Below are 20,706 nucleotides of genomic sequence, written 5' to 3' on the forward strand. Positions count from 1 at the left end.
CCCCTGTATACCCCTCCATTCCGCTGACAGATACGTGCCTAGCCGGATAATTCTTTATCTGATGTCGAGTGAAATTAGGGCCATCTATTTCTTCGTATGAAAAATAATATTTGCCATCATCAAAGTAAAATTTATCAGCATCCGATAGCACGTAATCAATACCATGCCTATCATCAAGGGAGAGATAATTATCCCCACCATAATTAATGTGATTCTCTATTTCATAATAGCATTTTGAAATCTTCCTAAATTTGAAATCCTTGCTCTCAGGAAACTCAAAATTGCACACCGATTCCGAAAGTGCAGGAAAGGATGAAACCGAAAAAATCAACGCGATCACAGCCAAATAATATAATTTCATCGATTAATCCATTATCAATTTAAAATCAATCGAAAAACCATCGACCATATCAGAAAGATACGAATACGCGTGCCTTGTGAGCCTTAGTCGCTCATCAAAGCCAACTGCCTGTGCATTCACACAAAGCGCCACACTTCTGATAGCGCCAGCTAACGCCGCCGAATCGATATCTTCATCAAACGATACTATTTCAGCCCAATAATTAATGCTTAATTTTCCCGACGGAACGAGGACGTGATGCTCGTTATAACGGTATCTCTGCTTGCTGACCCAATAATACCCGCCCACATCGCAAGCGTTATAAGCCTCTGTAATCACGCTTTCTGGGCCCGGGTCAGTTGCGAAATTCGCATTCCCGCGATATTTCTGATAGCGCCTATAATTATCTCCGCCCGTCAGCTGAATTATCCCTTTTCCGGAAAAACGTACGCCGTCGCCAGGATTGCAATTCCCGATTGGAGACAATGTTTTCATATTTCCGCCAATCAATCTTTGAACCGGCGCAAGACATCGCCCTTCATAATAATTCGTGAGATAAGCCACTGAACCACTTTCTCGCATAGAAGAATAGAGACCTGTTTCATGCAGAGTTTGTCCAAACCAATTTGCCATTCTTGGCTTCGATGTGATTCCATATCTATTCATACATGCACTTATCGCGGGATAAAGATCTATTGGTCGTAACACACGACCGCTATTATCGCCACGTCCATCTTTAAAAATTTTTGATAACGATTGAATCGTACGATTCGATCCAGCTGGAATTGCCTGGGCCAGTTCGCGAATGTTCAACCACCCACATTTTCTGAAATGACGGATAAACTCAAGGGGGTGAAAGAACCAGAGCTTCTGCGCTGGAGGGAGACCTATTGCATCCCAGAATTGGAATTTCACCTGAAAATCTATAAATTTCTTATATCCATCAGGATCATTTTCGTAAAATCCACCGCTATCCGTTATCTTTGCGTATCGTTTTTCATTATTTCTACAATCCCACTTGCTTGGAGCTTCACATACAAAACCGCGCAATTTGGAGCGAACATCATGCGTCTTCACATAGCGGCACAGTTCATCTTCCTTGCTCCATTCCTTGGGGTTGGGCGCCGCAGACGCTGCGCTTGTAACAAGCATTGCCGGGGCAGTGGTGGAGACGGAAGACTTCTCGACGTCGTTCAGCAGTTGCTTCAAGGCATCGACATCGCACAGTGCATCACCGCCAAATGGGCTGTTAGTGTCGCTGACCTTTCTCCAGTTCATGAAGAACGGGAAATCGGCATCAGAGATCTTCAAAACCTCGTCGTCGCTAACATCGATATAGCCCGCGTTGCCATCAGCGTCGAATACCACGGAAATCCAAGTGCGGCGATCACCGGCATCCTGTAACGTGATCGACGGATTAAGAACCCGTCCGAAGCGCTGCATTTCATAGCCGTCCGCAGGGCAGGCGGGATACAACGCCGTTGCTCGCTTGAAAAGATCGTACTCATAATCCGCGTACGCATCCGGCATTGGGTCAAATGTCAGCAGTCTAAGCGGTGTTCCGTCGCCTACATCGAGCCATGAGCGGGTGTAGCGCTGGCCGCGGTCGAAAAACACCTCGACATACAAGGTTTGGCCATTGGCAAGTGTTCCGGCCTGCTGTCCAGCAAACGTTATGCCGCGAATCTTGGAGTTGCTATCAGGCGAAGGATTGGTCGGCGACGGCAGGAAGGTCCTCGGACCACGAATCACATAGTACGTATTTCCCCAACAATCTGCGGTCGTAGGTGTGACTAGTCGCTGCTGTCCTAGCTGAGTTGCATCGAAATACCCGTGGGGTCCGGTGAAGTCGTCCGGCATCATGAAGATCTCGAAGTGCAGGTACGGAATGCCATGGCACTTGCCCGCGTAACCAAGGACATCTTTTCTGCAAACCTTCTTTCCCTCGCCGGAAACGGCTCCCTTTGTGGAGTGCTTCAGCCATGATGGAAACGCATACTGTGCCGGCGCCGGAATCGGCGGAAGACCTCGGCTGTTCTGCTCGTCCAGATCCATCAAATGTATGTAGAGCGAATAGAATGTCAGCTTGCGACCGTTGCCGGTCTCTGTAGTGTGCTTCAGCAGCACAAAGCCCGTGTTGCTGTTCAGTTCAGACGTTCCATCCGCTTTTTGTGCACCATCGCTGATCGCCTTCTGGCTCACGCCATATGCCGCAACTTCACCGTCGGCAATTGCCCGCACCTCAAGATTCTGGTTGCTGGGATAAAGGTGTACGCCGGTATGCCAGCGGCGATCAAAGGCAACCGGATAGATGCCGTGCGCCAGTTCGTATCCGTCCACCTCATCCATCATGGGATCAACTGGGTATCGTTTCGGCACATCGCCGGAGCTGGCGGGCCCGCCGTCAGACGTCAGGCCCGAAGCGGGCAGGAATGGAGGGCTGATGAGCATGTTTTAACGCGATATGTTGTAGGAATTCGTTGCATTGAAATCGTTTTTTGGAAGCGCTGGTAGGGGGGCATTGACACCGGCAGGGCCTTCGAACGTGAACGATGCCGCCTTGATCTTGAAATCGCCCGGGCAGTGGAACACGACGTTGCCGTTCTCGATCGTGAGCGCGGCGCCGCCGCTCGCCATGACAGTCTTCGTGCGCCCTGTGACCAGCACGTCGGCGCTCGCGCTTGCCACGCGCAATTGCCTGTCGGCAAACAGGTCCATCGCGTCGCTCTGCGCCTGAATCTCGACCTTGCCCTTGGCCGCAAAGATCTTCAGCCCGAGCTTGTGCGCGCATAGCGAGATCAGGTCGCCAGCGGCCAGCGTGAAGCGCTTGACCGCGCTTACGTCAACGTGCCTGCCGGCGCTCACCATCACGTTCGCGCTGGCGGCCTGCTGGATCGAACGTGGCGTCACCAGCGCGATGCCGCCCGGTGCGCTGGCGATCAGCCCTGCGCTCTTGAGTTGGTCCAGCGCATCTTTCAGGCTCGCCTGGGTCGCCTTATCGGCGGGCACGGCCTTTGCCTGGGTGGTGGTGTCGACCAGCGCGGTCACGCGGCTCAGGGCCGACTGAAGCTCCTGGAGCGCCGCCTGCATCTCAAGCTGCGGGGCATTCGGGCTCGACAAGCCGTCGGCCGACAGCATCAGGCCCCTCGCTCCGTGCACGGCGCCCCAGCCCTGCGTACTGATCTCGAAGCCCTCGCCGCGCTTTTGTTTCTGGCTGTCGACCAGGTAGCCAAGGCTGAGCGACGACTTCATGTAGACCGTCGCGAGCTTTGCGCCTTCTCGGCCCTTCAGGTCCTCGAAGCGGATTTTTGCGCCTTGGAGCGGCGAGCGCCATATCGCGCGGCTGTGCCAGCCAGCGTTGCCATGCACAAGGTCCGGGTGCGCATAGTCATGCAACGCCCCGGCGATATACATGCGGTCCACGTCCCCGTTGGTGGCCTCGAGCCGGACCTCCGTGCCAGGCAGCAGCGGCGAATGGAAGCCCCCCTGGTAGGAGGCACTGGGACGCAGGAGACGCAGCGGCATGGTGTTCACACCCCGCTTGCCGGTGCGGCGCTGGAAATGCGGCACGACCCGGTAGCGGCCGGCTTCGTCCAGCCACGCGTAGGGGCCGTCGTCGCCGGACTCGATGGTGGCGGTCAGCGTCCCGCTGATCCAGCGCCAGTCCCGCTCAGGGATGTACTCGGGGCGATACGTCAGATGCGAGGGCGTCGCCTCGAACGCGTTGACGACCGGCTGGCTGCGGCTGCCGGTCGTGACCAGCTTCGTGATCACGACGCCGTATTCGGCCTCGGGGATCTTGTGGTTGGTCAGGCGCACCACCATGCCCGGCATCATGCCGATCACGTTGCTCGTGCCCTTGAACGTGGTCTGCCGGGCGATCAGTTCGTCGCGCCTGGCGTCGGCCAGCATTTGCCCGACCTCCGCCGTGTGATGGTGCTCGGTGCTGCGGTTCACGCTGCCATACACGGAGGGGTCGTCGCGTGCGACGTAGGAATCAGCCTTCAGCGAATCGGCTGGCGTACGGTAGTTGTGCTCCCGCAACTCGACCACGGCCGGCACCAATGTGCGGACCGCGCTGATCGACAGTACCGCCTCGTGCCAGTTGCCGGACAAGCCCGAAACCGGCATCAGCGGCACCTCAAGCGCACGCACGTAGCCGCGAGGCGAGTTGCCGAACACGATGGTGTCGCGCTGTGGCCCGTCTGCCTTGCGGCCCTGCCTGAAGTAGAAGAAGATGCCGGCGCGCCGGCAATGGCGCAACACAAAGTTCCAGACGGTCTCCTCGTACATGAGCGCCTGCTCGAAGTGCTCTTCGACACCTTCCAGCTTGAACTCGACGTCGAATGACTCGATCAGATCGCGATCGATGATCGATTCGGCGATCATTGCCTTCAGCGTCATGTCCAGGAAGATTCCCGAGTCGTACACCTGCATGAACAGCGCGACACGTGGCTCGATGCGCAGCCTGTAGGTTGCCTCGTCACGGCTCGTGCTGACGCGCTCCCATTGCGTCACCACGCCGTTGACCGTGCGCGCGGGATTGATGACCGGGTCGACCAGGCCCGGCAACGACGGGATCGCGGCGCGTTCGTCGATCGTGAAGGTCGACCGGCGCCCCACACAGGCTGCGCCGTCGATCGCCTTGTCGATCGACGTGACGGTAATGTCGGCCACGTAGGTCTCGTTGAACCCTTCCTCGAGACGGAATGCCAGGACATCCAGCGGTGAGGCGAGCGTAGCAATCGTGAGACCGAGATGCTGGGTCAGCCTTGCACTTGGATGCAGAAGAACATCATTGAGGGTTCGCATGGCGGCAGTGAGGTCCGGTTTCTCATCGATCGGCACGGGCGCGCATGCCGGCGCCAGTCAGCGAAGCAGGCTAGCGCACCAACTCAAGGAGTGTCTATCGGACAAGTACGAACCGGAGTTGATTTCTCATTCTTTTCGACTCGATTCCCTCATTTTCAAGAATTTTCTTGCCCATTTTTTGGGGAAAAATCGATGGCGGTCGTCGGCGGCCACATCACTCGCGAGACACCTTGCCTGGAGGCGGACCTGACCATCTGACCATCCGGACGTGCTTGAGAAACCTGCGCCGCGTGCGCAGGCGCGCGGCTGCTGGAGGAATTCGGCCTGCATGCCAACATGGACTGGCGGTGGATGGCGGTAAACGAAGCCAGCGCAACCACGCCGCTTGCCATGACCAAGCCGAGTACGGACCCGAGCGCGCCCGAAGCCGCGCTGGCAGTTGAGTTGGCAGTTGAGTTGGCGGTTGAGTTGGCCATTGAGCTGGAGGCCGGGCTGACGGCGGCCATCACGTATCTGAACTGGGACAGTAACTCCTTGGCCCGCCGGTCCCGCCGCGGATCACCAAGATCCAGATTCTCAGATTCCTCGTCCACCCATGGCCCCGACTCGTTTCCCATCGCTGCTCGCAAATCCGAGAGTAAGCGCGAGTCCGCGAATGTTAACAATCCCTTACCTCGAAATATCCACGGCCTCAGGCACCAGGCTCCGCTGCAGAGGCGGCCCTACTTCTGTATATCGAGATGGGTTACACACAGCCTTGGTACATTGCCTTCATAGTAAGTACTGATAAGCCTCTTTCTTTTTTTATCAACCTTCAGGTTGATAAATTGATCCCCGCATGCCGTGTACCTTTCCACGAAACTGGATTTACCACCTGAATATATAAAAATCCTATGAATCGTATAAATACCCATCCCTTCGTCAGCAAACCAAATTGAGAACCCTTTCCGATTATCGAAACTATAATCATCAATGACGACATGAATGGGTTTTTCCGTGTCGACGTCAATTACCCCATGATGGACTCCTGTTTTAGGGTCCGCAATATCGAAGGTTACTGAACGAACGCCAATCGTTAACGCCGCTTTTGTAGCGGGGGTCGGCGCGAACGTAATTGTCGAGGATTCTGCAAAAATGCTGCAGGAGATAAAAATCAACGCAACGAGGTGCAATCGAGCGGCAATGCACATAGTCATCAATTCTCCTTCCGCGATCCTGGAATTTCTTGCAATCGATCAATGTCACACAGCCCGTCACTTGTAGTGGCCATGCCCCCCAGTAGTCCGGTCCCGTGGGCGTTTGGGGTTGCCTGTTCCCGAGTTGCGTCGCGGCGAAGTAAAGGAGGCCGCCTTGCTCCGAAACTCTCCCGGGCAGTGGAACACGACGTTGCCGTTCTCGATCGTGAGCGCGCCGCCGCTGGCCACGACAGTCTTCGTGCGCCCTGTACTTGCGCTTGCCACGCGCAGTGGCTTGTCGGCAGACAAGTCCATCGAGTGGCTCTGCGCCTGAATGATTAGCGAAACAGGCTAGCGCACCAAATCAAGGAGTGTCTATCGGACAAGTACGAACCGGTGTTGATTTCTCATTCTTTTCGACTCGATTCCCTCATTTTCAAGAATTTTCTTACCCATTTTTTTGGGAAAAATCGATGGCGGTCGTCGGCGGGCGCATCACTCGCGAGACACCTTGCCTGGAGGCGGACCTGACCATCTGACCATCTGGGCGTGCTTGAGAAACCTGCGCCGTGTGCGCAAGCGCGCGGCTGCTGGAGGAATTCGGCCAGCATGCCAACATGATGGCAACTGGGACAGCAACTCCTTGGCCCACCGGTCCCGCCGCGGATCACCAAGATCCAGACTCTCAGATTCCTCGTCCACCCATGCCCCCGACTCGTTGCCCATCGCTGCTCGCAAATCCGAGAGTAAGCACGAGTCCGAGAATGTTAACAATCCGTTACCTCGAAATATCCACGGCCTCAGGCACCAGACTGCGCCGCGGAGGCGACCCTACTTCTATATAACGAGATGAAAAATTGGTCCTTATAATAATCACCGAAAATTGAATAATTTCTCGCACGATGCGAGATCGATCTGAGTCCATTTACTCAACTTGATGTCAACAACATCGACGTACTTATTAGACCCGCAACCATGCAAACCAGGGGAAACATAACGGCCATCCAATGAAATCACCGGCGATAAATTTGGAGATGCCTCCGTCATCATTTTTGACACACGCACTCCGCCCAAATAAAACCCAGGCAAATTAACGATATTTTTATCGCTGCCGATTTTAGCGACAACAACCAAAAAGCTCATCGGATTTAACGAAACTGGAACAAGAGATGCATAAAGACCCATCCGAATATTTACATCCGAAAGAAATCCAACATGCGGGGCCGCAATATTTTCACGAACAACCACTGCAGGATCACACCGCATTATTTCATCAACCAAAATATACGAAGTCCCTGAAATAATCACTGATTCCCTATCGGAACTAAGCTTGATATCAATTGGTTTTTTATCGACCGAACATCGATACCGATGTCCAAATTTGTTTAAAAAAATCTCTTTGTCAGAAATCCTACCCACACTGATATCATCGCCCTCAATCGACCCAGCCGATGAAAATCCAGCCCAACAAACCACAAACCATATAAGAAGCCGAAAAAATAACTTCACAAAAGCACCTCTTTTATCGCTCTCGTATACTTAACCCTTCCACTAAGACCAAAATCGGCGCCATTAATTCCCTTAGTCACCCTCCTTATCAGTTCTTTTTCTATATTTTTTTCAGATTGTGTTACGGCAATTTTCAGAGCGTCATTATCAATCTCTCGCACCACCCTCGGGCGAAGCGAAGTTATATACCAAGCCCCAGAATCAATGCAATTACCAGCCTCCGTCGCCACAATTTCAGGATTATTAATCTCAGCAGGGATTTTTACCATAGCGGATCTATTTTTTGCCTGATACTGAGGATCACCCCACCAATGCTTCGAAAAACTTTCCTGCTGAATCCAGCCTCGGTAAAGCCAATAATCCGCATAATTACTTCTACCAGTTAACTGCTTAAAACCTCGACCACGAAATTTCTGCGAATCTACAAAATCGCAATTTCCATTCCTCCAATCGTACGACCCCGCAATAAGGGCGCCACTGGACGAGTATTTTATTAACCTATAATAAGGATCATCCTCGCCCTGAATCCGCCCATACCAATGACCAAGATCCGATTCAGAAACCGCGGATTGACTATTGATCGCTGAACCGTAAATTGCGGTAGACGTCACCACTCCGACCATACTTTTTTCTTGCATAGATCGCAAAAAACCAGACTCAATCGCACCCTGCCCAAGAAAATGTGATTGCCGTAGATAGTTTGTGATTCCATATTTTCTAAATGAATGATTCAGGCCTAATCTATATTTATCCCTCAACGAAGCAGCATTGGAACCCATATCCTGATCAACGTAGACCCTTTCGAGTTCACTCCTCGATAGCCAAGAAACCCTTCTAAAATACCGAATGAACTGAAGCGGGTGAAAAAACCAGAGTTTCACGCCGGGCTGCAGATTTGCCACATCCCAGAACTGGAACTGCTTCAACAGGGCCATATATTTCCCGTATCCAGCGCTATTACCGTAATAAAATTCACCCGGCTGGCTGAGCAGCTTTCCGTATCGCACCTCATTGTTTGTTCCGTCCCACTCGCTCGGGGCCTGACACACAAATCCTCTGAGCAGATCACGCACGCCTGCCGTATTCCTGACGTACCGGGCGAGTGCTTCATCCTTTTTATAGGCCTCCGGCTCGCCTTGCTCCTGCTGCGTCTGATTCTCCTTCGCCGCACCTAGGATTGCTTGCAATCGATCAATGTCACACAGCCCATCACTTGCAAACGGGCCACTGCCTTCATCGATTTTCTGCCAGTTCGCAAGGAACGGAAAATCCGCATCCGAGAGTTTCACGATCGCATCGTTGTTGAGATCGATATAGCCCTCTTTGCCAACGGCGAACGCTGCCCGTATCCACGTTGTTCTTGCCGTGCCGGCCAGGAGCGTGGGCGACGCGGACAGGAGCCGTCCGAAGCGCAGCAATTCATACCCATCGCTCGGGCATGCCGGATAAAGTTTCGTGGCACGGGTGTACAGGTCGTATTCGTAATCAAGCTCTTTCTTGTCCTTCAGGAGTTGCGTTCGCGAACCGTCTTCGGCGACACTCCACACGCTCGTGTACTTGCTGCCCCGGTGAAAATACGATTCGATGTGCAAAGGCTGCTCGTTTTGGCCGCCTTGCAACGCGGCGAAGGCAACGCCGCGCAACTTACCGTCGACCGTTTCCGGCGGCTGCGTCCAGAACGGTTGGTGCGGCGGAACAATGTAGTGGCTATGCCCCCAGTAGTCCGGTCCCGTGGGCGTTTGGGGTTGCCGGTTCCCGAGTTGCGTCGCGGCGAAGTAATGATTGAAGTCATCGGGCAGCATAAAGATTTCGAAGTGGATATGCCGCTGCTCTTGACAACGCCCCGGCAACCCGAGCACGTCTTTCCGGTATACCTTCTTGCCACCGCCCGCTTGCGCCGGCGGCGCCGCGGGTGGAGTCTGGCTCCCGCCGGGCGATGGCATGCGCAGGAATTCCGGCAACACGTTTGCGTTCACGCCAACGCCACCGTATTCACTCAGCTCCAGCAAATGCATGTATAGCGAATAAAACGTCAGCATGCGGCCGTCACCCGTCTCCGTCGTATGTTTGAGCAGGACGAACCCCGCGTTGCTATCGAGCGCGCTCTTGCCACCATCGGTAGCGTGCTGACACACCCGATATGCCACGACTTCGCCATCGGCAATCGCCCGTACTTTCTCGTTCCGGTCAGCGGGGTGCAGATGCACGCCAGCGTGCCAGCGGCGGTCGAAGGCGATCGGATAAACGCCGTGAGCGAGCTCGAAGGTATCCACGAGATTCATCATCGGATCGGCTAGTTCGAGGTCCGTTGACGTGGTGCCCGCAACGGGCAGGAAGGGAGGGCTGATGATCATTGTCCTAGTGCGACATGTCGTAGGTGTTCGAAACCGTCAATTCGCTTTGCGGCAAATAGAGCAGCGCGTTTTCAAAACTCGCCGGACCCTCGAAGGTAAAGGAGGCCGCCTTGATCCGGAACTCTCCCGGGCAGTGGAACACGACGTTGCCGCTCTCGATCGTGAGCGCGCCGCCGCTGGCCACGACAGTCTTCGTGCGCCCTGTACTTGCGCTTGCCACGCGCAGCGGCTTGTCGGCAGACAAGTCCATCGCATCGCTCTGCGCCTGAATGATTACAAAGCAGGCTAGCGCACCAACTCAAGGGGTGTCTATCGGACAAGTACGAACCGGACTTGATTTCTCATTCTTTTCGACTCGACTCCCTCATTTTCAAGAATTTTCTTACCCATTTTTTTGGGAAAAATCGATGGCGGTCGTCGGCGGGCGCATCACTCGCGAGACACGTTGCCTGGAGGCGGATCTGACCATCTGGGCGTGCTTGAGAAACCTGCGCCGTATGAGCAAGCGCAAGCCTGCTGGAGGAGTTTGGCCAGCATGCCAACATGGACTGACGTTGGATGGCGGTGAACGAAGCCAGCGCGAGCACGCCGCATACCCGCCAGACCGGTTAAGCTTGCGCCACCGCAACCACGCCGCTTGCCATGACCAAGCCGAGTACGGACCCGAGCGCGCCCGAGGCCGCGCTGGCAGTTGAGTTGGACATTGAGCTGGAGGCCGGGCTGACGGCGGCCATCGCGTATCTGAACCAGGGCAACGTCGATGCCGCCGCCAGCCATGCGGCCGCGCTCATCGGCCGCTACCCGGCGCATCCGGCCGTGTGCCAACTGAGCGCGCAGATTGCCCTGCAGCGTGGTGATGCCACGCTGGCGCGGCGCCATATCGCGCAGGGACTCTTGCTGCGGCCGGATCACCTGCCCTCGCTACTGATCGCCGGCCGGGCGGCGCTGGCCGATGGCGCGCCGGCGCAGGCGCTGCCGCCCCTGTTGCGCGCCTGCGCGCTCAGCGGCAATGCCCTGGAGCCGAGCTATCTTGCCTGCGTCGCCCGGTTGCAGAGCGGAGCGGCGGACGCCGTGGCGGAACTGGGCCTGCTGATCCAGCGGGCGCCGAGTTTTGCGCCGGCGTGGATCGAACTGGCGGAGGCGATGCGCAAGGGCGGCGAGCTGCAAGCCGCGCTGGCGGCGCTGGACCGCGCCCTGGCGCTGGACGGCAATATCGCGCGCGCGCAGTTCCAGCGGGGCAAGGTGCTGCATGCGCTCGGGCGCAAGGCCGAGGCCGCCGGCGCCTTTGCCGGTGCCGTGGCGCTGGAGCCGCGCAGCCGGGAGGCGCGCCTGAACCTGGCCATCGCGCAGCAGGAACTCGGCGAGCTGAGCGCCGCGCAAGCCACGCTGGAAGCCCTGGTCGGCGCGCATCCGCGGGACTACGACGGCTGGATCCAGCTTGGGCTGGTGCGGCAGGACCGGCGTGACCTGCGCGGTGCGCAGGCCGCCTTGCGCAGCGCCCTGGCCTGCCAGCCGGACGCTGCGCCGGCGGCGGTCAACCTTGGCATCGTGCTGCAGGAAGACGGCCAGCCGGATGCGGCCCTGGCCGCCTATGCCCACGCCTACCGCGTTGCGCCGCAGACCTTCGGCCGCATCGCGCAGGCGCTGTGCTCGGGACCGCACGGCCGGCTATGGGCCGACCTCGGCGCCTTGCGCGCCTTGCTGGCCAGCCTCGGCGTACCGGGCAACCCAGGCAACCCAGGCAACCCGGGCAGCATTCAGGACTGACCACCCCGCTCGCGCGGCGCGCGAAAGCGCTTGCGGTACACGCCGGGCGTGGTCAGCACCTCCGCCGCCAGCTTCTCGTAGCGCCCGGCGCCCTGCGCGTCGATCGTGCCGAAGGACAGCGCGAGCTCCGCTCGCGGCACCGGGCAGCACTGGGCGACAGGCGTGCCTTTGGGCAGCACACCGTCGAATTGCGCATCGGTCCATAGCGCCGGGAAATTGATGCCCACGTCATGGAAGCGGTCCGCATCGACGAGGCCGCTCAGCGTGCGGAACGGCAGATCCCAGCGGTTGGCCGGATGCATCGCCAGCAGCGACCACCCCGGCGGCAGCTCGATCGTCCAGAAACTGTTGAATTTCAGGGCGACGGCATCCGAGTGCAGCGGCGTGCCGCCCAGTTGCTCCGGCACGTGAAAACTCAGCGGCGCGCGCGGATGGCCGTCGATGCCCGGCTCAGGCAAGTCCCAATCCCACGAGAACACGCCCCGCTCCACGCGCACGTCGCATGGCAGCAGGATCACAAAGCCATGGGTCATGGCATCGATAAACGGCGGGCATTGCTTGATGGTGCGGATGTCCCGGCCGTGCAGGGGCGAGAACGCCTTGGGACGCATCGCCCGCACCCAGTCCGGCAGCGCCTGCTGGGCTGGCCGCGGGCGCGGGAGGTGGTCCTGCAGCAGCGGATCGCAACGGAAGGTCACTTGCATGGCGTGCATGGCTTGGCTAGGTGGAGGCGCTCGATGGGCCGGAGTGGCCATGCAGTGTAGGGGCGAAGTGGCGAAACCGTCTAGTTGCAGTGCCCGCCACCGCACCCCTTACCCAAGGTCCCGGCAGTCCTGACAATTTGGGCGGCATTCGCACGATCGCCGCTTTGGTAGTTGCCTTCCTGCCCGCGTCCAGCCACAATCCGCGCTTTTCTGAATGCCGCGCCAGCCGCCAGCGCAACCTGCCACTCATATTCAATTCCCAATGTCTGCCATGTTCCGGCCGTTATGAACGAAAGCCGGCCCTCCCTTAGTCTTGCGCCATGTCGGACCGGCAGCGCCAGCACGGAGTGGCGAGCAAGCGGCCGACAGCGGCGTACCGGGCCGCATGCGGTGCCGAACGCGACACAAAGCTTGTGCGCGGCGGCCCGCAGACAGCCTCGGCAACGACAACGAAAAAGCGAGACAGCCTGGGGTTGAGCGACGTAGCCGCCGCCCCAGCGCACCACAAAGGAGACACTCCGCCATGCTTGAACAGCCGTTCCCCGGACATGCCGCCGCCCCCGGCACCGACGCGATCGAGGCCAAGGCCATCGACGCCATCGCGTCCGTGCAAGCCAAGGGCTTGCTCGACCGTTACTTCCAGATCAGCGAGCGCGGCAGCACCGGGCGCCGCGAGACATTGGCCGGCGCCACCACCTTCATGGCCATGGTCTACTCCGTGTTCGTCGTGCCGGGCATGCTCGGCAAGGCGGGCTTCGATGGCAGCGCCGTGTTCGTCGCCACCTGCCTGACCGCGGCGTTCGGTTCCTTGTTGATGGGCGTGTGGGCCAAGCTGCCCATCGCCATCGGCTGCGCGATCTCGCTGACCGCTTTCACCGCCTTCGGGCTGGTGCTCGGGCAGGGGCTCTCCCCAGCCGTTGCGCTTGGCGCGATCTTCCTGATGGGCGTGGTCTTCACCACCATTTCCGTGACCGGCGTGCGCTCCTGGATCCTGCGCAACCTGCCGGCGGGCGTGGCGCACGGCACGGGCATCGGCATTGGCTTGTTCCTGCTGCTGATCGCGTCCAACGACGTGGGCCTGGTGATCAAGAACCCTGGCGCGGGCCTGCCGGTCGCACTGGGCAAAATCACCGCCTTCCCGGTCGTCATGTCGATCCTCGGCCTGGCCGCCATCTTCGGGCTGGAGCGGCGCCGGGTGCCGGGCGGCATCTTGCTGGTGATCGTCGCCATCTCTGCGCTGGGCCTGGCCTTCGATCCCGCCGTCAAGTTCACGGGTGTGTTCGCGCTGCCCGCGCTGAGCGCGCCGGGCCATGCCTCGCTGATCGGTGCGATGGACATCAAGGGCGCGCTGTCGCTGACGGTGCTGCCCAGCGTGCTGGCATTGGTGATGACCGCCGTGTTCGACGCCACCGGCACCATCCGCGCCGTCGCGGGCCAGGCCGGCCAGCTCGATGCGAAGGGCCAGATCCCCAACGGCGGCCGTGCCCTGACCACGGACTCGCTCAGCTCGATCTTCTCGGCCTTCTTCGGTGGCGCGCCCGCCGCGGCCTACATCGAATCGAGCGTTGGCGTGGCCGCCGGCGCAAAGACCGGCCTGGCCGCGGTGGTAGTCGGCCTGCTCTTCCTGGCAGTGATCTTCTTCTCGCCGCTGGCCGGGCTGGTGCCTTCGTACGCGACGGCACCTGCCCTGATGTATGTGGGCCTGTTGATGCTCAGCAGCGTCAGCAAACTGCATATGGACGATATGGTCGACGCCATGGCCGGCCTGGTCTGCGCGGTCTTTATCGTGCTGACCTGCAATATCGTCACGGGCATCATGCTGGGCTTCTGCACCCTGGTGATCGGCCGCATCGTGGCCGGTGAATACCGCAAGCTGAACGTGGGCACCGTGGCCATCGCGCTGGCGCTGGCCGTGTTCTACGGCGGCGGCTGGGCAATCTGAGCCTTGACGGCCGTGGCACTGCCCGCGGCCGGCATCGAGAGGCGACACCGCGCGGTCCGGCGGGCCATGCGGTGTTGCCACGCAAGCGGGTACTGAAAGCCAGCGCAACGATGACACTGGCTTTTTTGCGAAGCGGGCAAACATCCCGTCCCGCTTCTTTTTTTTAGCGGCCTTGCCCTTTCGCGAACGGCCGCAAATCGCACAGCCTCAGGCCGCCGCGCGCCGTTGCGGCACGGATGCCTGCACCGTCGCTGCCAGCCCCTGCGCCAGGTCGGCGATCAGGTCCTCCGGTGCTTCCAGGCCGATATGCAGGCGGATCACCGGCTCGGCGCCGCGCCAGTACGAGTGTTCCGCCAGGCGCTCCGGCGCTGCCACCTGCACCAGGCTTTCATAGCCGCCCCACGAAGCCCCCAGCCCGAACAGGCTCAGCGAATCCACCAGCTTGCGCGCCGCTGCCACGTCGGCGGTGGGCAGCGAAAACGAGACCAGCCCGTTGGCGCCTGAGAAATCCCGCAGCCACAGCGCGTGGCCGGGGTCCGAGGGCAAGGCAGGATAGAACACCCGCCCTACCGCCTCGTGCGCTTCCAGGAACTGTGCCACCGCCAAGGCATTGCGCTGGTGCTGGGCCAGCCGCACGGCCAGCGTGCGGATGCCGCGCAGCGCCAGGTAGGCATCGTCAGCGCTGATGGCCAGGCCGAAGCCATCGTGGGCGTCGGCAATGCGACGCGCCAACGCCTCGTCCTTGACCACCACCGCGCCCTGCATCAGGTCGGAATGGCCGCTGATGTACTTGGTCGATGCCAGGATCGATATATCCACGCCAAGCGCCAGCGGCTGCAGCGCATGGCCGGAAGCCCACGTATTGTCGGTGGCCACCACCACGCCGTGGCGGTGCGCGATCTGCACAAGGCGCGGCAGGTCCAGCACCTCGTACAGTAGAGAGCTGGGCGACTCCAGGTAGAGCAGACGCGTGTTCGGGCGGATCAGCGCGTCCAGATCGTCCTGGCTGGGAGAGAAGTAGCTGACCTCGATGCCCAGGCGGCGCAGCAGCGTTTGCTCCAGCCTGCGTACCGGCGCGTAGACGCTGTCCACCACCAGCGCATGGTCACCCGGCGACAGCAGCGCCAGGAAGGTCAGCGAGATCGCCGCCAGCCCCGAGGGCGCCAGGAAGGCGCGGTTGCCGCCTTCGAGTCCGGCAATCGCGTCTTCGAGCGCGCGGTGGGTATCCATGCCGTGCCGGCCATAGGAGCTGACACGCTCGCCGCGCGCATGGCGGGCCCGGATATCGTCATAGGCGTCCGAGTTCTCGAAGCGCACGGTGCTGGTGCGCACCACCGGCACGTTGACCGGGCCGTGGCCTTGGACGAAGGGCGGCGTGCCGGCGTGGATCAGTTGGGTATCGCGATGATGGCTCATGGTTCCTGGATCGGGATGGTGGCTTGCGCCGCGCTCAGACGGCGAAACGCAGCTTGTCGAAGGAGAAGACAAAGGGATCGGCCTGCGCGCGCGGGGCCGCGCCAAGCGAGCGGTTGAGAAAGGCACGCGTGCGCTCGCTGCGCGGCGCGCTGAAAATGCGGCTGGCCGGGCCATGCTCGACAATGCGCCCGCCTTCGGTGAAGTAGACCTCATCGCTGATGTCTTGGGCAAAGCGCATCTCGTGCGTCACCAGCAGGCAGGTCAGCCCCTCCTCGACCAGGTCGCCGATCACGGTCAGCACCTCGCCCACCGTCTCCGGGTCCAGCGCGGAGGTCACCTCGTCGAACAGGATCAGCTCGGGCTCCATGGCCAGCGCGCGGGCGATCGCGACGCGCTGCTGCTGGCCGCCGGACAGCTCGCCCGGATACGCGCCTGCCTTGTCGGCCAGGCGCACCTTGCGCAGCAACGCGATGGCGGTGGCCTCAGCCTGGGTGCGGCCACGCCCCAGCACGCGCAACGGCGCGATGGTGAGGTTCTGCAGCACGGTCAGGTGCGGAAACAGGTTGTACTGCTGGAAGACGAAACCCACGCGCTTGCGCAGCGCAATGCGCTCGGCCTCGCTGCGCAGCTCGCGCACGGAAACGCCGCCGACCGTCACCGTGCCCTGCTGCGGCTCCAGCAGGCCGGTAAGGCAACGCAGGATGGTGGACTTGCCCGAGCCGGACGGGCCGATGATGGACACCGCCTGCCCGCGCCGCACTTCCAGGTCGATGCCCTTGAGCACCGGGTTGCCGCCAAAGGCAAGGTGCACGTCCTTGAGCGCAACCAGCGGCGCGGCAGCCTCGGTGGCCACGGACAATACGGGTCCGCCGTTATGTTCAGGCAACAGCATATTTTTGTTCCAGGAAACGGGTGAAGCGCGAAATCGGGTAGCACCAGGCAAAGAACATCGCCAGCACGGTGAAATAGATCAGCACGGTAAAGGCGGTCTGGTTGACGGTATTGCTGGCGATCTGCGCGGTATCGAGCAGATCGTGCACGCCCACCAGCGAGGCCAGCGCGGTGCCCATGGTGAGCGTGGCGTACAGGTTCATCCACGGCGGCAGCATGCGGCGCACGCACTGCGCAACGATGATCAGCCGCAGGATCTGCCAGCGCGAGAACGCCATCGAGCTGGCCGCCTCCCACTGCGTGAGCGGGATCGACTGCACCGCGCCGCGCAGCACCTCGGCCACATTGGCGCTGGCCGGCAGCGCCAGCCCCACCACCACCTTGAGCCAGTCGGGGAACGGCACGATATGGCTGCCGATACTCACCTCGAACGGGAAGACGTAGGTGGAGAAGTAGATCAGCACCAGCCAGGGCGCATTACGGAACACCTGCACGTACAGATGTGCCGGGCGCGACAGCAGCGCCACCGGCGACAGCCGCAACGCGCCGACCAGCAGCCCGCCGGCTGTGCCCAGCAAGATCGCCAGCAGGCTCACGCCGATATTGACCAGGAAACCGCGCACCAGCGCCGGCGACCATTGCCAGGCGCTGGCCAGCGCGCGGGCCAGGTCCGGATGGCGGGTCGCCGCGAGCGCCACCGCCACCAGCGGCACCAGCCACAGCCACCCCGCATAACGACCGGCACGGCCGGCGCGCGACGTTGCGGGCGCGGCGAGAAAAGTGGAATCAGCGCTCGCCATAGCCGGGCATCCTTAGTCGAAGTTCCAGCCAGTTGCCCGCCTGGCTGACCACCCAGGTCAGCAGGCCGAAGAACAACAGCAACAGCACCATCAGTTCCAGCACGTTGTCGCGCTGCGTCCAGATCATGATGGAGGCGTAGGTGATATCGCCCACCGCAATCGCGGACGCCACCGCCGTGGCCTTGACCAGCTCCACGGAATTGTTGACCAGGGCAGGCAGCGCGAAGCGCACCGCCAGCGGCAACTGCACGCGCCAGAGCAGCGTGCGGCGATCAAAGCCGAGCGACGCCGCCGCCTCCAGCGTGACCTTGGGCACCGCCTCGATGCCAGCGCGCAAGGCTTCGGCATGAAACACGCCCTTGTGCAGCGACAGCACCACCACCACCCACAGGAACGGCGTGAGCGGATTGGTCCGATGCGCGTCCTGCAAGGCATGGGTGATCAGCATATTGAGGACCAGGAAGGCGCAGTAGAGCTGCACCAGGGTTGGCGTGTTGCGGGTGACTTCCACAAACGCGCGCGTGGCACCGGCCAGCAGCGCGTTGCGCGAAGTCAGCGCCGCCGCCATTCCCACGCCGGCGACCAGGCTGCCGGCGAGGGTGCAAAGCACCAGCTCGATGGTTACCCAGGCGCCATGCACGAAGGAGGTGCGGTCATAGGCATCGGCGAGGAACGCGTAGTTCAGGCCGATGCGGTGCGCCGCATCGATCCACCAGGCAATCGCTGCTTCCATCAGGAACGGCCGCCCTTGAACTTGTCATGCAGCTCGGTCAGCGCCGGCGACGGCGGCAGGATGCCGGCCTTCTTCTCGGTGGCAACCAGCCAGCCGCTGCGATGCCAGTTCTGCACGATGCGGTCCACCGCAGAAATGGTGTCCTGCTCGCCCTTGCGGGTCCAGATCACGGTCGGCGCGGGATTGAGTTCAGGCAGCACGATGCGGTAGTTCTGCCATTCCGGGTTGCCCCGCACCAGCGGTTGCAGCAGCGTGTTGTCGTGCACGGCGCCGGCGCAGTTGTCACCGCGCAGCGCCAGCAGCGATTCCGCCGAGCCCTTGAAGCCTTTCGGGATGGCGCCGTATTCCACCTGCACCGGGCGCGTATAGCTGCTGCCCTGCGAGATGCACACCGTCTTGCCCTTCAAGTCTTCCCAGCGGCGGATATCGCTTTGCCTGGGCACGATCACCGCGCCGCCCACGCGATAGTAAGGCGTTGGCACGTGGCCCAGCTGCTCACCGCGCTCGGCGTTGTATTCCATCGCCGCGATCAGCACGTCGACCTTGCCCTGCTGCAGGAACTGCACGCGATTGGACGGCTGCACCTGCACCGTTTCCAGCTCCACGTTGAGCTGCCTGGCCAGGTCCTGCGCGAGGTCCGCATTGAAGCCGACAGGCTTCTGCGTGGCGGGATCGATCGAGCCGAAGGCGCTGCCGGACAGCATGATGCCGACCACGATCTTGCCGCGCTGGCGGATCTTGTCGAGCGTGGCGTCGGCCTGCGCGGCGCCGGCAAGGAAAGTGCCGGCCAGCAAGGCGGCAGCAAAGACGAGAGGACGCGGGGAGCGCAGCGAAAGAGTGCGGGTCATGGTGTGTTCGAGTTTTTGTTGGCTAAGTCGTGGTTGACTAAGTCGTGGTTGACTAAGTCGTGGTTGACTAAGTCGTGGTTGGTGCAATGCAGCCGGCAAACTGTACGCAAGCGCCGACGGGCGCGGAACGAATAAAAGAGCCAATCGTTATGCGCATTCCGTTGCCCGTGGCAGCACAGTGCGGCCGCATATCCATGCGCGGAAAGCTTCGTTGGCCGCGGGGGCCACGCTTTCTAAGCTTTGCGCTCGATTCGCCTCAGGCAAACCCATCATGCAACGTCGCGCCCTGCTCCGCTCCCTTCTCTGCCTGCCCGTCGCCGCTGCCGCGGCTGCCATCGCTGGCGTACCCGCTGGCGTACCCTTTCACGGCGATGCCACGCCGGCCCCGCAGGCCTTCCCCGCGCATCCCGTGCGCATCGTGGTGCCCGTGGCGCCCGGCGGCAGCGCCGACAAGCTCGCGCGTACGCTGGCGCTCAAGCTCAGCGAGAAATGGGGCCAGCCCGTGGTGGTGGAGAACGTGGTGGGCGCCAGCGGCACCCTGGGTGCCGCGCAGGTGGCGCGGGCCAAGCCCGACGGCTACACCTTGCTGCTGGGTGGCGAAGGCGTGACGCTGAACGCCTCGCTGTTCAAGACATTGCCGTACGATGCGAGCCGCGCGTTTCGCGGTGTCAGCAAGGCCGTGGTGAATCCTCAGATCCTGGTCGCCAGGCCGGATCTTGGCGTGCGCAGCCTGCAGGACTACATCGCGCTGGCACGCAAGAAGCCCGGCGAAGTCACGCTTGGCCTGCCAGGCAATGGCGGCATTGCCCACGTGGCCCATGAAATGCTATCGCGCCAGACCGGCATCAAGGTCAACTACATTCCCTACGCCGGGGGCGCCCCCGCCACTGTCGACCTGCTTGGCGGGCATATCGACGCAACGCTGATCACGCTCGCGGCGGTGACCGACTATGTGCGCTCCGGCCGGCTGACTGCGCTGGCGGTGACAACGCCTTATCGTTCGAAGGCGCTGCCACAGGTGCCGACCATGGCGCAGGCAGGTGCTGCCGGTTTCGCGGTGGAAAGCTGGCAGGGGCTGCTTGCGCCTGCGGCTACGCCGGCTGATGTGGTGGATCGCATTAGCCGCGATGTCGCTGCCGTGCTTGATGTGCCGGCTACGCGGGGGCAGTTGGAGGATGCGGGGTATGTTGTGGTGGGGTCTTCGGCACAGGAACTGGATGCTGCTTTGGCTCGGGATTTGCCTAGGTATGCTTCGGTGATTTTGGCTTCGGGGATGTCGTTGAGGTAGGTCGAAGACACGACGACAAAGGCGGTAAGTCAAAGGCAACTTCAACTGCCGTTTCACCACCCCTGCGGGGCGGCGACCTACTTTTTTGTCTTGCCAAAAAAGTAGGCAAAAAAGGCGCGCCGGATGG

General features: G+C 60.6%; 18 protein-coding genes. 3 read left to right on the forward strand and 15 right to left on the reverse strand.

What is annotated here, in order from left to right; translation table 11 throughout:
* The 9 genes from AC1RWI_RS33905 to AC1RWI_RS33945 form a co-directional block, all read right to left on the reverse strand.
* Positions 1–361, reverse strand: a 361-nt coding sequence (locus AC1RWI_RS33905) for a hypothetical protein (protein ID WP_492870498.1), incomplete at its 3' end; no start/stop codon positions are given.
* A gap of 3 nt (positions 362–364) precedes the next feature.
* Positions 365–2,791, reverse strand: a complete 2,427-nt coding sequence (locus AC1RWI_RS33910; RefSeq protein ID WP_492870499.1) for a glycoside hydrolase family 19 protein — start codon at positions 2,789–2,791, stop codon at positions 365–367.
* A 3-nt stretch (positions 2,792–2,794) separates the two neighbouring features.
* Positions 2,795–5,152, reverse strand: a complete 2,358-nt coding sequence (locus tag AC1RWI_RS33915; RefSeq protein WP_492870500.1) for a type VI secretion system Vgr family protein — start codon at positions 5,150–5,152, stop codon at positions 2,795–2,797.
* Between the two features lie 155 nt (positions 5,153–5,307).
* Complete coding sequence (locus AC1RWI_RS33920; protein ID WP_492870501.1) at positions 5,308–5,769, reverse strand: transposase DNA-binding-containing protein; 462 nt, start codon at positions 5,767–5,769, stop codon at positions 5,308–5,310.
* Between the two features lie 105 nt (positions 5,770–5,874).
* On the reverse strand, positions 5,875–6,348 hold the full coding sequence (locus AC1RWI_RS33925) for a hypothetical protein (RefSeq protein WP_492870502.1): 474 nt from the start codon (positions 6,346–6,348) through the stop codon (positions 5,875–5,877).
* Between the two features lie 57 nt (positions 6,349–6,405).
* Entirely contained in the window at positions 6,406–6,642 is a 237-nt protein-coding gene (locus AC1RWI_RS33930; RefSeq protein ID WP_492870503.1) for a hypothetical protein, read from the reverse strand.
* A 558-nt stretch (positions 6,643–7,200) separates the two neighbouring features.
* On the reverse strand, positions 7,201–7,836 hold the full coding sequence (locus AC1RWI_RS33935; RefSeq protein ID WP_492870504.1) for a hypothetical protein: 636 nt from the start codon (positions 7,834–7,836) through the stop codon (positions 7,201–7,203).
* Positions 7,833–10,190 carry a peptidase M23 gene (locus tag AC1RWI_RS33940; protein WP_492870505.1) on the reverse strand — a complete coding sequence of 786 codons (2,358 nt, stop codon included), beginning with the start codon at positions 10,188–10,190 and terminating at the stop codon, positions 7,833–7,835. Before AC1RWI_RS33940 ends, AC1RWI_RS33935 begins: the two co-directional genes overlap by 4 nt.
* A gap of 4 nt (positions 10,191–10,194) precedes the next feature.
* Positions 10,195–10,464: a DUF2345 domain-containing protein gene (locus AC1RWI_RS33945; RefSeq protein WP_492870512.1), complete on the reverse strand. Its 270-nt coding sequence runs from the start codon at positions 10,462–10,464 to the stop codon at positions 10,195–10,197.
* A gap of 368 nt (positions 10,465–10,832) precedes the next feature.
* On the opposite strand from AC1RWI_RS33945, the gene AC1RWI_RS33950 reads away from it, so the two are divergent.
* Positions 10,833–11,957 carry a tetratricopeptide repeat protein gene (locus AC1RWI_RS33950; protein WP_492870506.1) on the forward strand — a complete coding sequence of 375 codons (1,125 nt, stop codon included), beginning with the start codon at positions 10,833–10,835 and terminating at the stop codon, positions 11,955–11,957.
* Here the strand turns inward: AC1RWI_RS33950 and AC1RWI_RS33955 are convergent.
* A complete protein-coding gene (locus tag AC1RWI_RS33955; protein WP_043358280.1) occupies positions 11,948–12,661 on the reverse strand; it encodes a hypothetical protein in 714 nt (237 codons plus the stop codon). The genes AC1RWI_RS33950 and AC1RWI_RS33955 overlap by 10 nt on opposite strands.
* 523 nt (positions 12,662–13,184) lie before the next feature.
* Here AC1RWI_RS33955 and AC1RWI_RS33960 point away from each other — a divergent pair.
* On the forward strand, positions 13,185–14,603 hold the full coding sequence (locus AC1RWI_RS33960) for an NCS2 family permease (protein WP_043355806.1): 1,419 nt from the start codon (positions 13,185–13,187) through the stop codon (positions 14,601–14,603).
* A 207-nt stretch (positions 14,604–14,810) separates the two neighbouring features.
* On the opposite strand, the gene metC is transcribed toward AC1RWI_RS33960, so the two are convergent.
* The 5 genes from metC to AC1RWI_RS33985 are packed head-to-tail and all read right to left on the reverse strand — an operon-like array spanning position 14,811 to position 19,291.
* Positions 14,811–16,019: a cystathionine beta-lyase gene (gene metC, locus AC1RWI_RS33965; RefSeq protein ID WP_043355809.1), complete on the reverse strand. Its 1,209-nt coding sequence runs from the start codon at positions 16,017–16,019 to the stop codon at positions 14,811–14,813.
* 34 nt (positions 16,020–16,053) lie between these two features.
* Positions 16,054–16,911, reverse strand: a complete 858-nt coding sequence (locus AC1RWI_RS33970; RefSeq protein ID WP_492870507.1) for an amino acid ABC transporter ATP-binding protein — start codon at positions 16,909–16,911, stop codon at positions 16,054–16,056.
* Complete coding sequence (locus tag AC1RWI_RS33975) at positions 16,898–17,710, reverse strand: amino acid ABC transporter permease (RefSeq protein WP_492870508.1); 813 nt, start codon at positions 17,708–17,710, stop codon at positions 16,898–16,900. The genes AC1RWI_RS33970 and AC1RWI_RS33975 overlap by 14 nt, the downstream gene beginning before the upstream one ends.
* Positions 17,697–18,443: an amino acid ABC transporter permease gene (locus AC1RWI_RS33980; RefSeq protein ID WP_492870509.1), complete on the reverse strand. Its 747-nt coding sequence runs from the start codon at positions 18,441–18,443 to the stop codon at positions 17,697–17,699. The genes AC1RWI_RS33975 and AC1RWI_RS33980 overlap by 14 nt, the downstream gene beginning before the upstream one ends.
* Complete coding sequence (locus AC1RWI_RS33985) at positions 18,443–19,291, reverse strand: transporter substrate-binding domain-containing protein (RefSeq protein ID WP_492870510.1); 849 nt, start codon at positions 19,289–19,291, stop codon at positions 18,443–18,445. The genes AC1RWI_RS33980 and AC1RWI_RS33985 overlap by 1 nt, the downstream gene beginning before the upstream one ends.
* Before the next feature lie 271 nt (positions 19,292–19,562).
* Between AC1RWI_RS33985 and AC1RWI_RS33990 the strand changes: the two genes are divergently transcribed.
* Positions 19,563–20,579 carry a tripartite tricarboxylate transporter substrate binding protein gene (locus tag AC1RWI_RS33990; protein ID WP_492870511.1) on the forward strand — a complete coding sequence of 339 codons (1,017 nt, stop codon included), beginning with the start codon at positions 19,563–19,565 and terminating at the stop codon, positions 20,577–20,579.
* Positions 20,580–20,706 lie beyond the last annotated feature (127 nt).

The organism is Cupriavidus sp. MPR-AND1C (genome assembly GCF_058809705.1).

What these genes read in the sequence shown, in the direction of transcription:
- AC1RWI_RS33955 (WP_043358280.1), bottom strand. Translation starts at nt 12,661, where the DNA reads ATGCAAGTGACCTTCCGTTGCGATCCGCTGCTGCAGGACCACCTCCCG.
- AC1RWI_RS33970 (WP_492870507.1), bottom strand. Translation starts at nt 16,911, where the DNA reads ATGCTGTTGCCTGAACATAACGGCGGACCCGTATTGTCCGTGGCCACC.
- AC1RWI_RS33960 (WP_043355806.1), top strand. Translation starts at nt 13,185, where the DNA reads ATGCTTGAACAGCCGTTCCCCGGACATGCCGCCGCCCCCGGCACCGAC.
- AC1RWI_RS33985 (WP_492870510.1), bottom strand. Translation starts at nt 19,291, where the DNA reads ATGACCCGCACTCTTTCGCTGCGCTCCCCGCGTCCTCTCGTCTTTGCT.
- AC1RWI_RS33920 (WP_492870501.1), bottom strand. Translation starts at nt 5,769, where the DNA reads ATGGGAAACGAGTCGGGGCCATGGGTGGACGAGGAATCTGAGAATCTG.
- AC1RWI_RS33930 (WP_492870503.1), bottom strand. Translation starts at nt 6,642, where the DNA reads ATGGACTTGTCTGCCGACAAGCCACTGCGCGTGGCAAGCGCAAGTACA.
- AC1RWI_RS33915 (WP_492870500.1), bottom strand. Translation starts at nt 5,152, where the DNA reads ATGCGAACCCTCAATGATGTTCTTCTGCATCCAAGTGCAAGGCTGACC.
- AC1RWI_RS33980 (WP_492870509.1), bottom strand. Translation starts at nt 18,443, where the DNA reads ATGGAAGCAGCGATTGCCTGGTGGATCGATGCGGCGCACCGCATCGGC.
- AC1RWI_RS33990 (WP_492870511.1), top strand. Translation starts at nt 19,563, where the DNA reads ATGCAACGTCGCGCCCTGCTCCGCTCCCTTCTCTGCCTGCCCGTCGCC.
- AC1RWI_RS33910 (WP_492870499.1), bottom strand. Translation starts at nt 2,791, where the DNA reads ATGCTCATCAGCCCTCCATTCCTGCCCGCTTCGGGCCTGACGTCTGAC.
- metC (WP_043355809.1), bottom strand. Translation starts at nt 16,019, where the DNA reads ATGAGCCATCATCGCGATACCCAACTGATCCACGCCGGCACGCCGCCC.
- AC1RWI_RS33940 (WP_492870505.1), bottom strand. Translation starts at nt 10,190, where the DNA reads ATGATCATCAGCCCTCCCTTCCTGCCCGTTGCGGGCACCACGTCAACG.
- AC1RWI_RS33950 (WP_492870506.1), top strand. Translation starts at nt 10,833, where the DNA reads ATGACCAAGCCGAGTACGGACCCGAGCGCGCCCGAGGCCGCGCTGGCA.
- AC1RWI_RS33975 (WP_492870508.1), bottom strand. Translation starts at nt 17,710, where the DNA reads ATGGCGAGCGCTGATTCCACTTTTCTCGCCGCGCCCGCAACGTCGCGC.
- AC1RWI_RS33925 (WP_492870502.1), bottom strand. Translation starts at nt 6,348, where the DNA reads ATGACTATGTGCATTGCCGCTCGATTGCACCTCGTTGCGTTGATTTTT.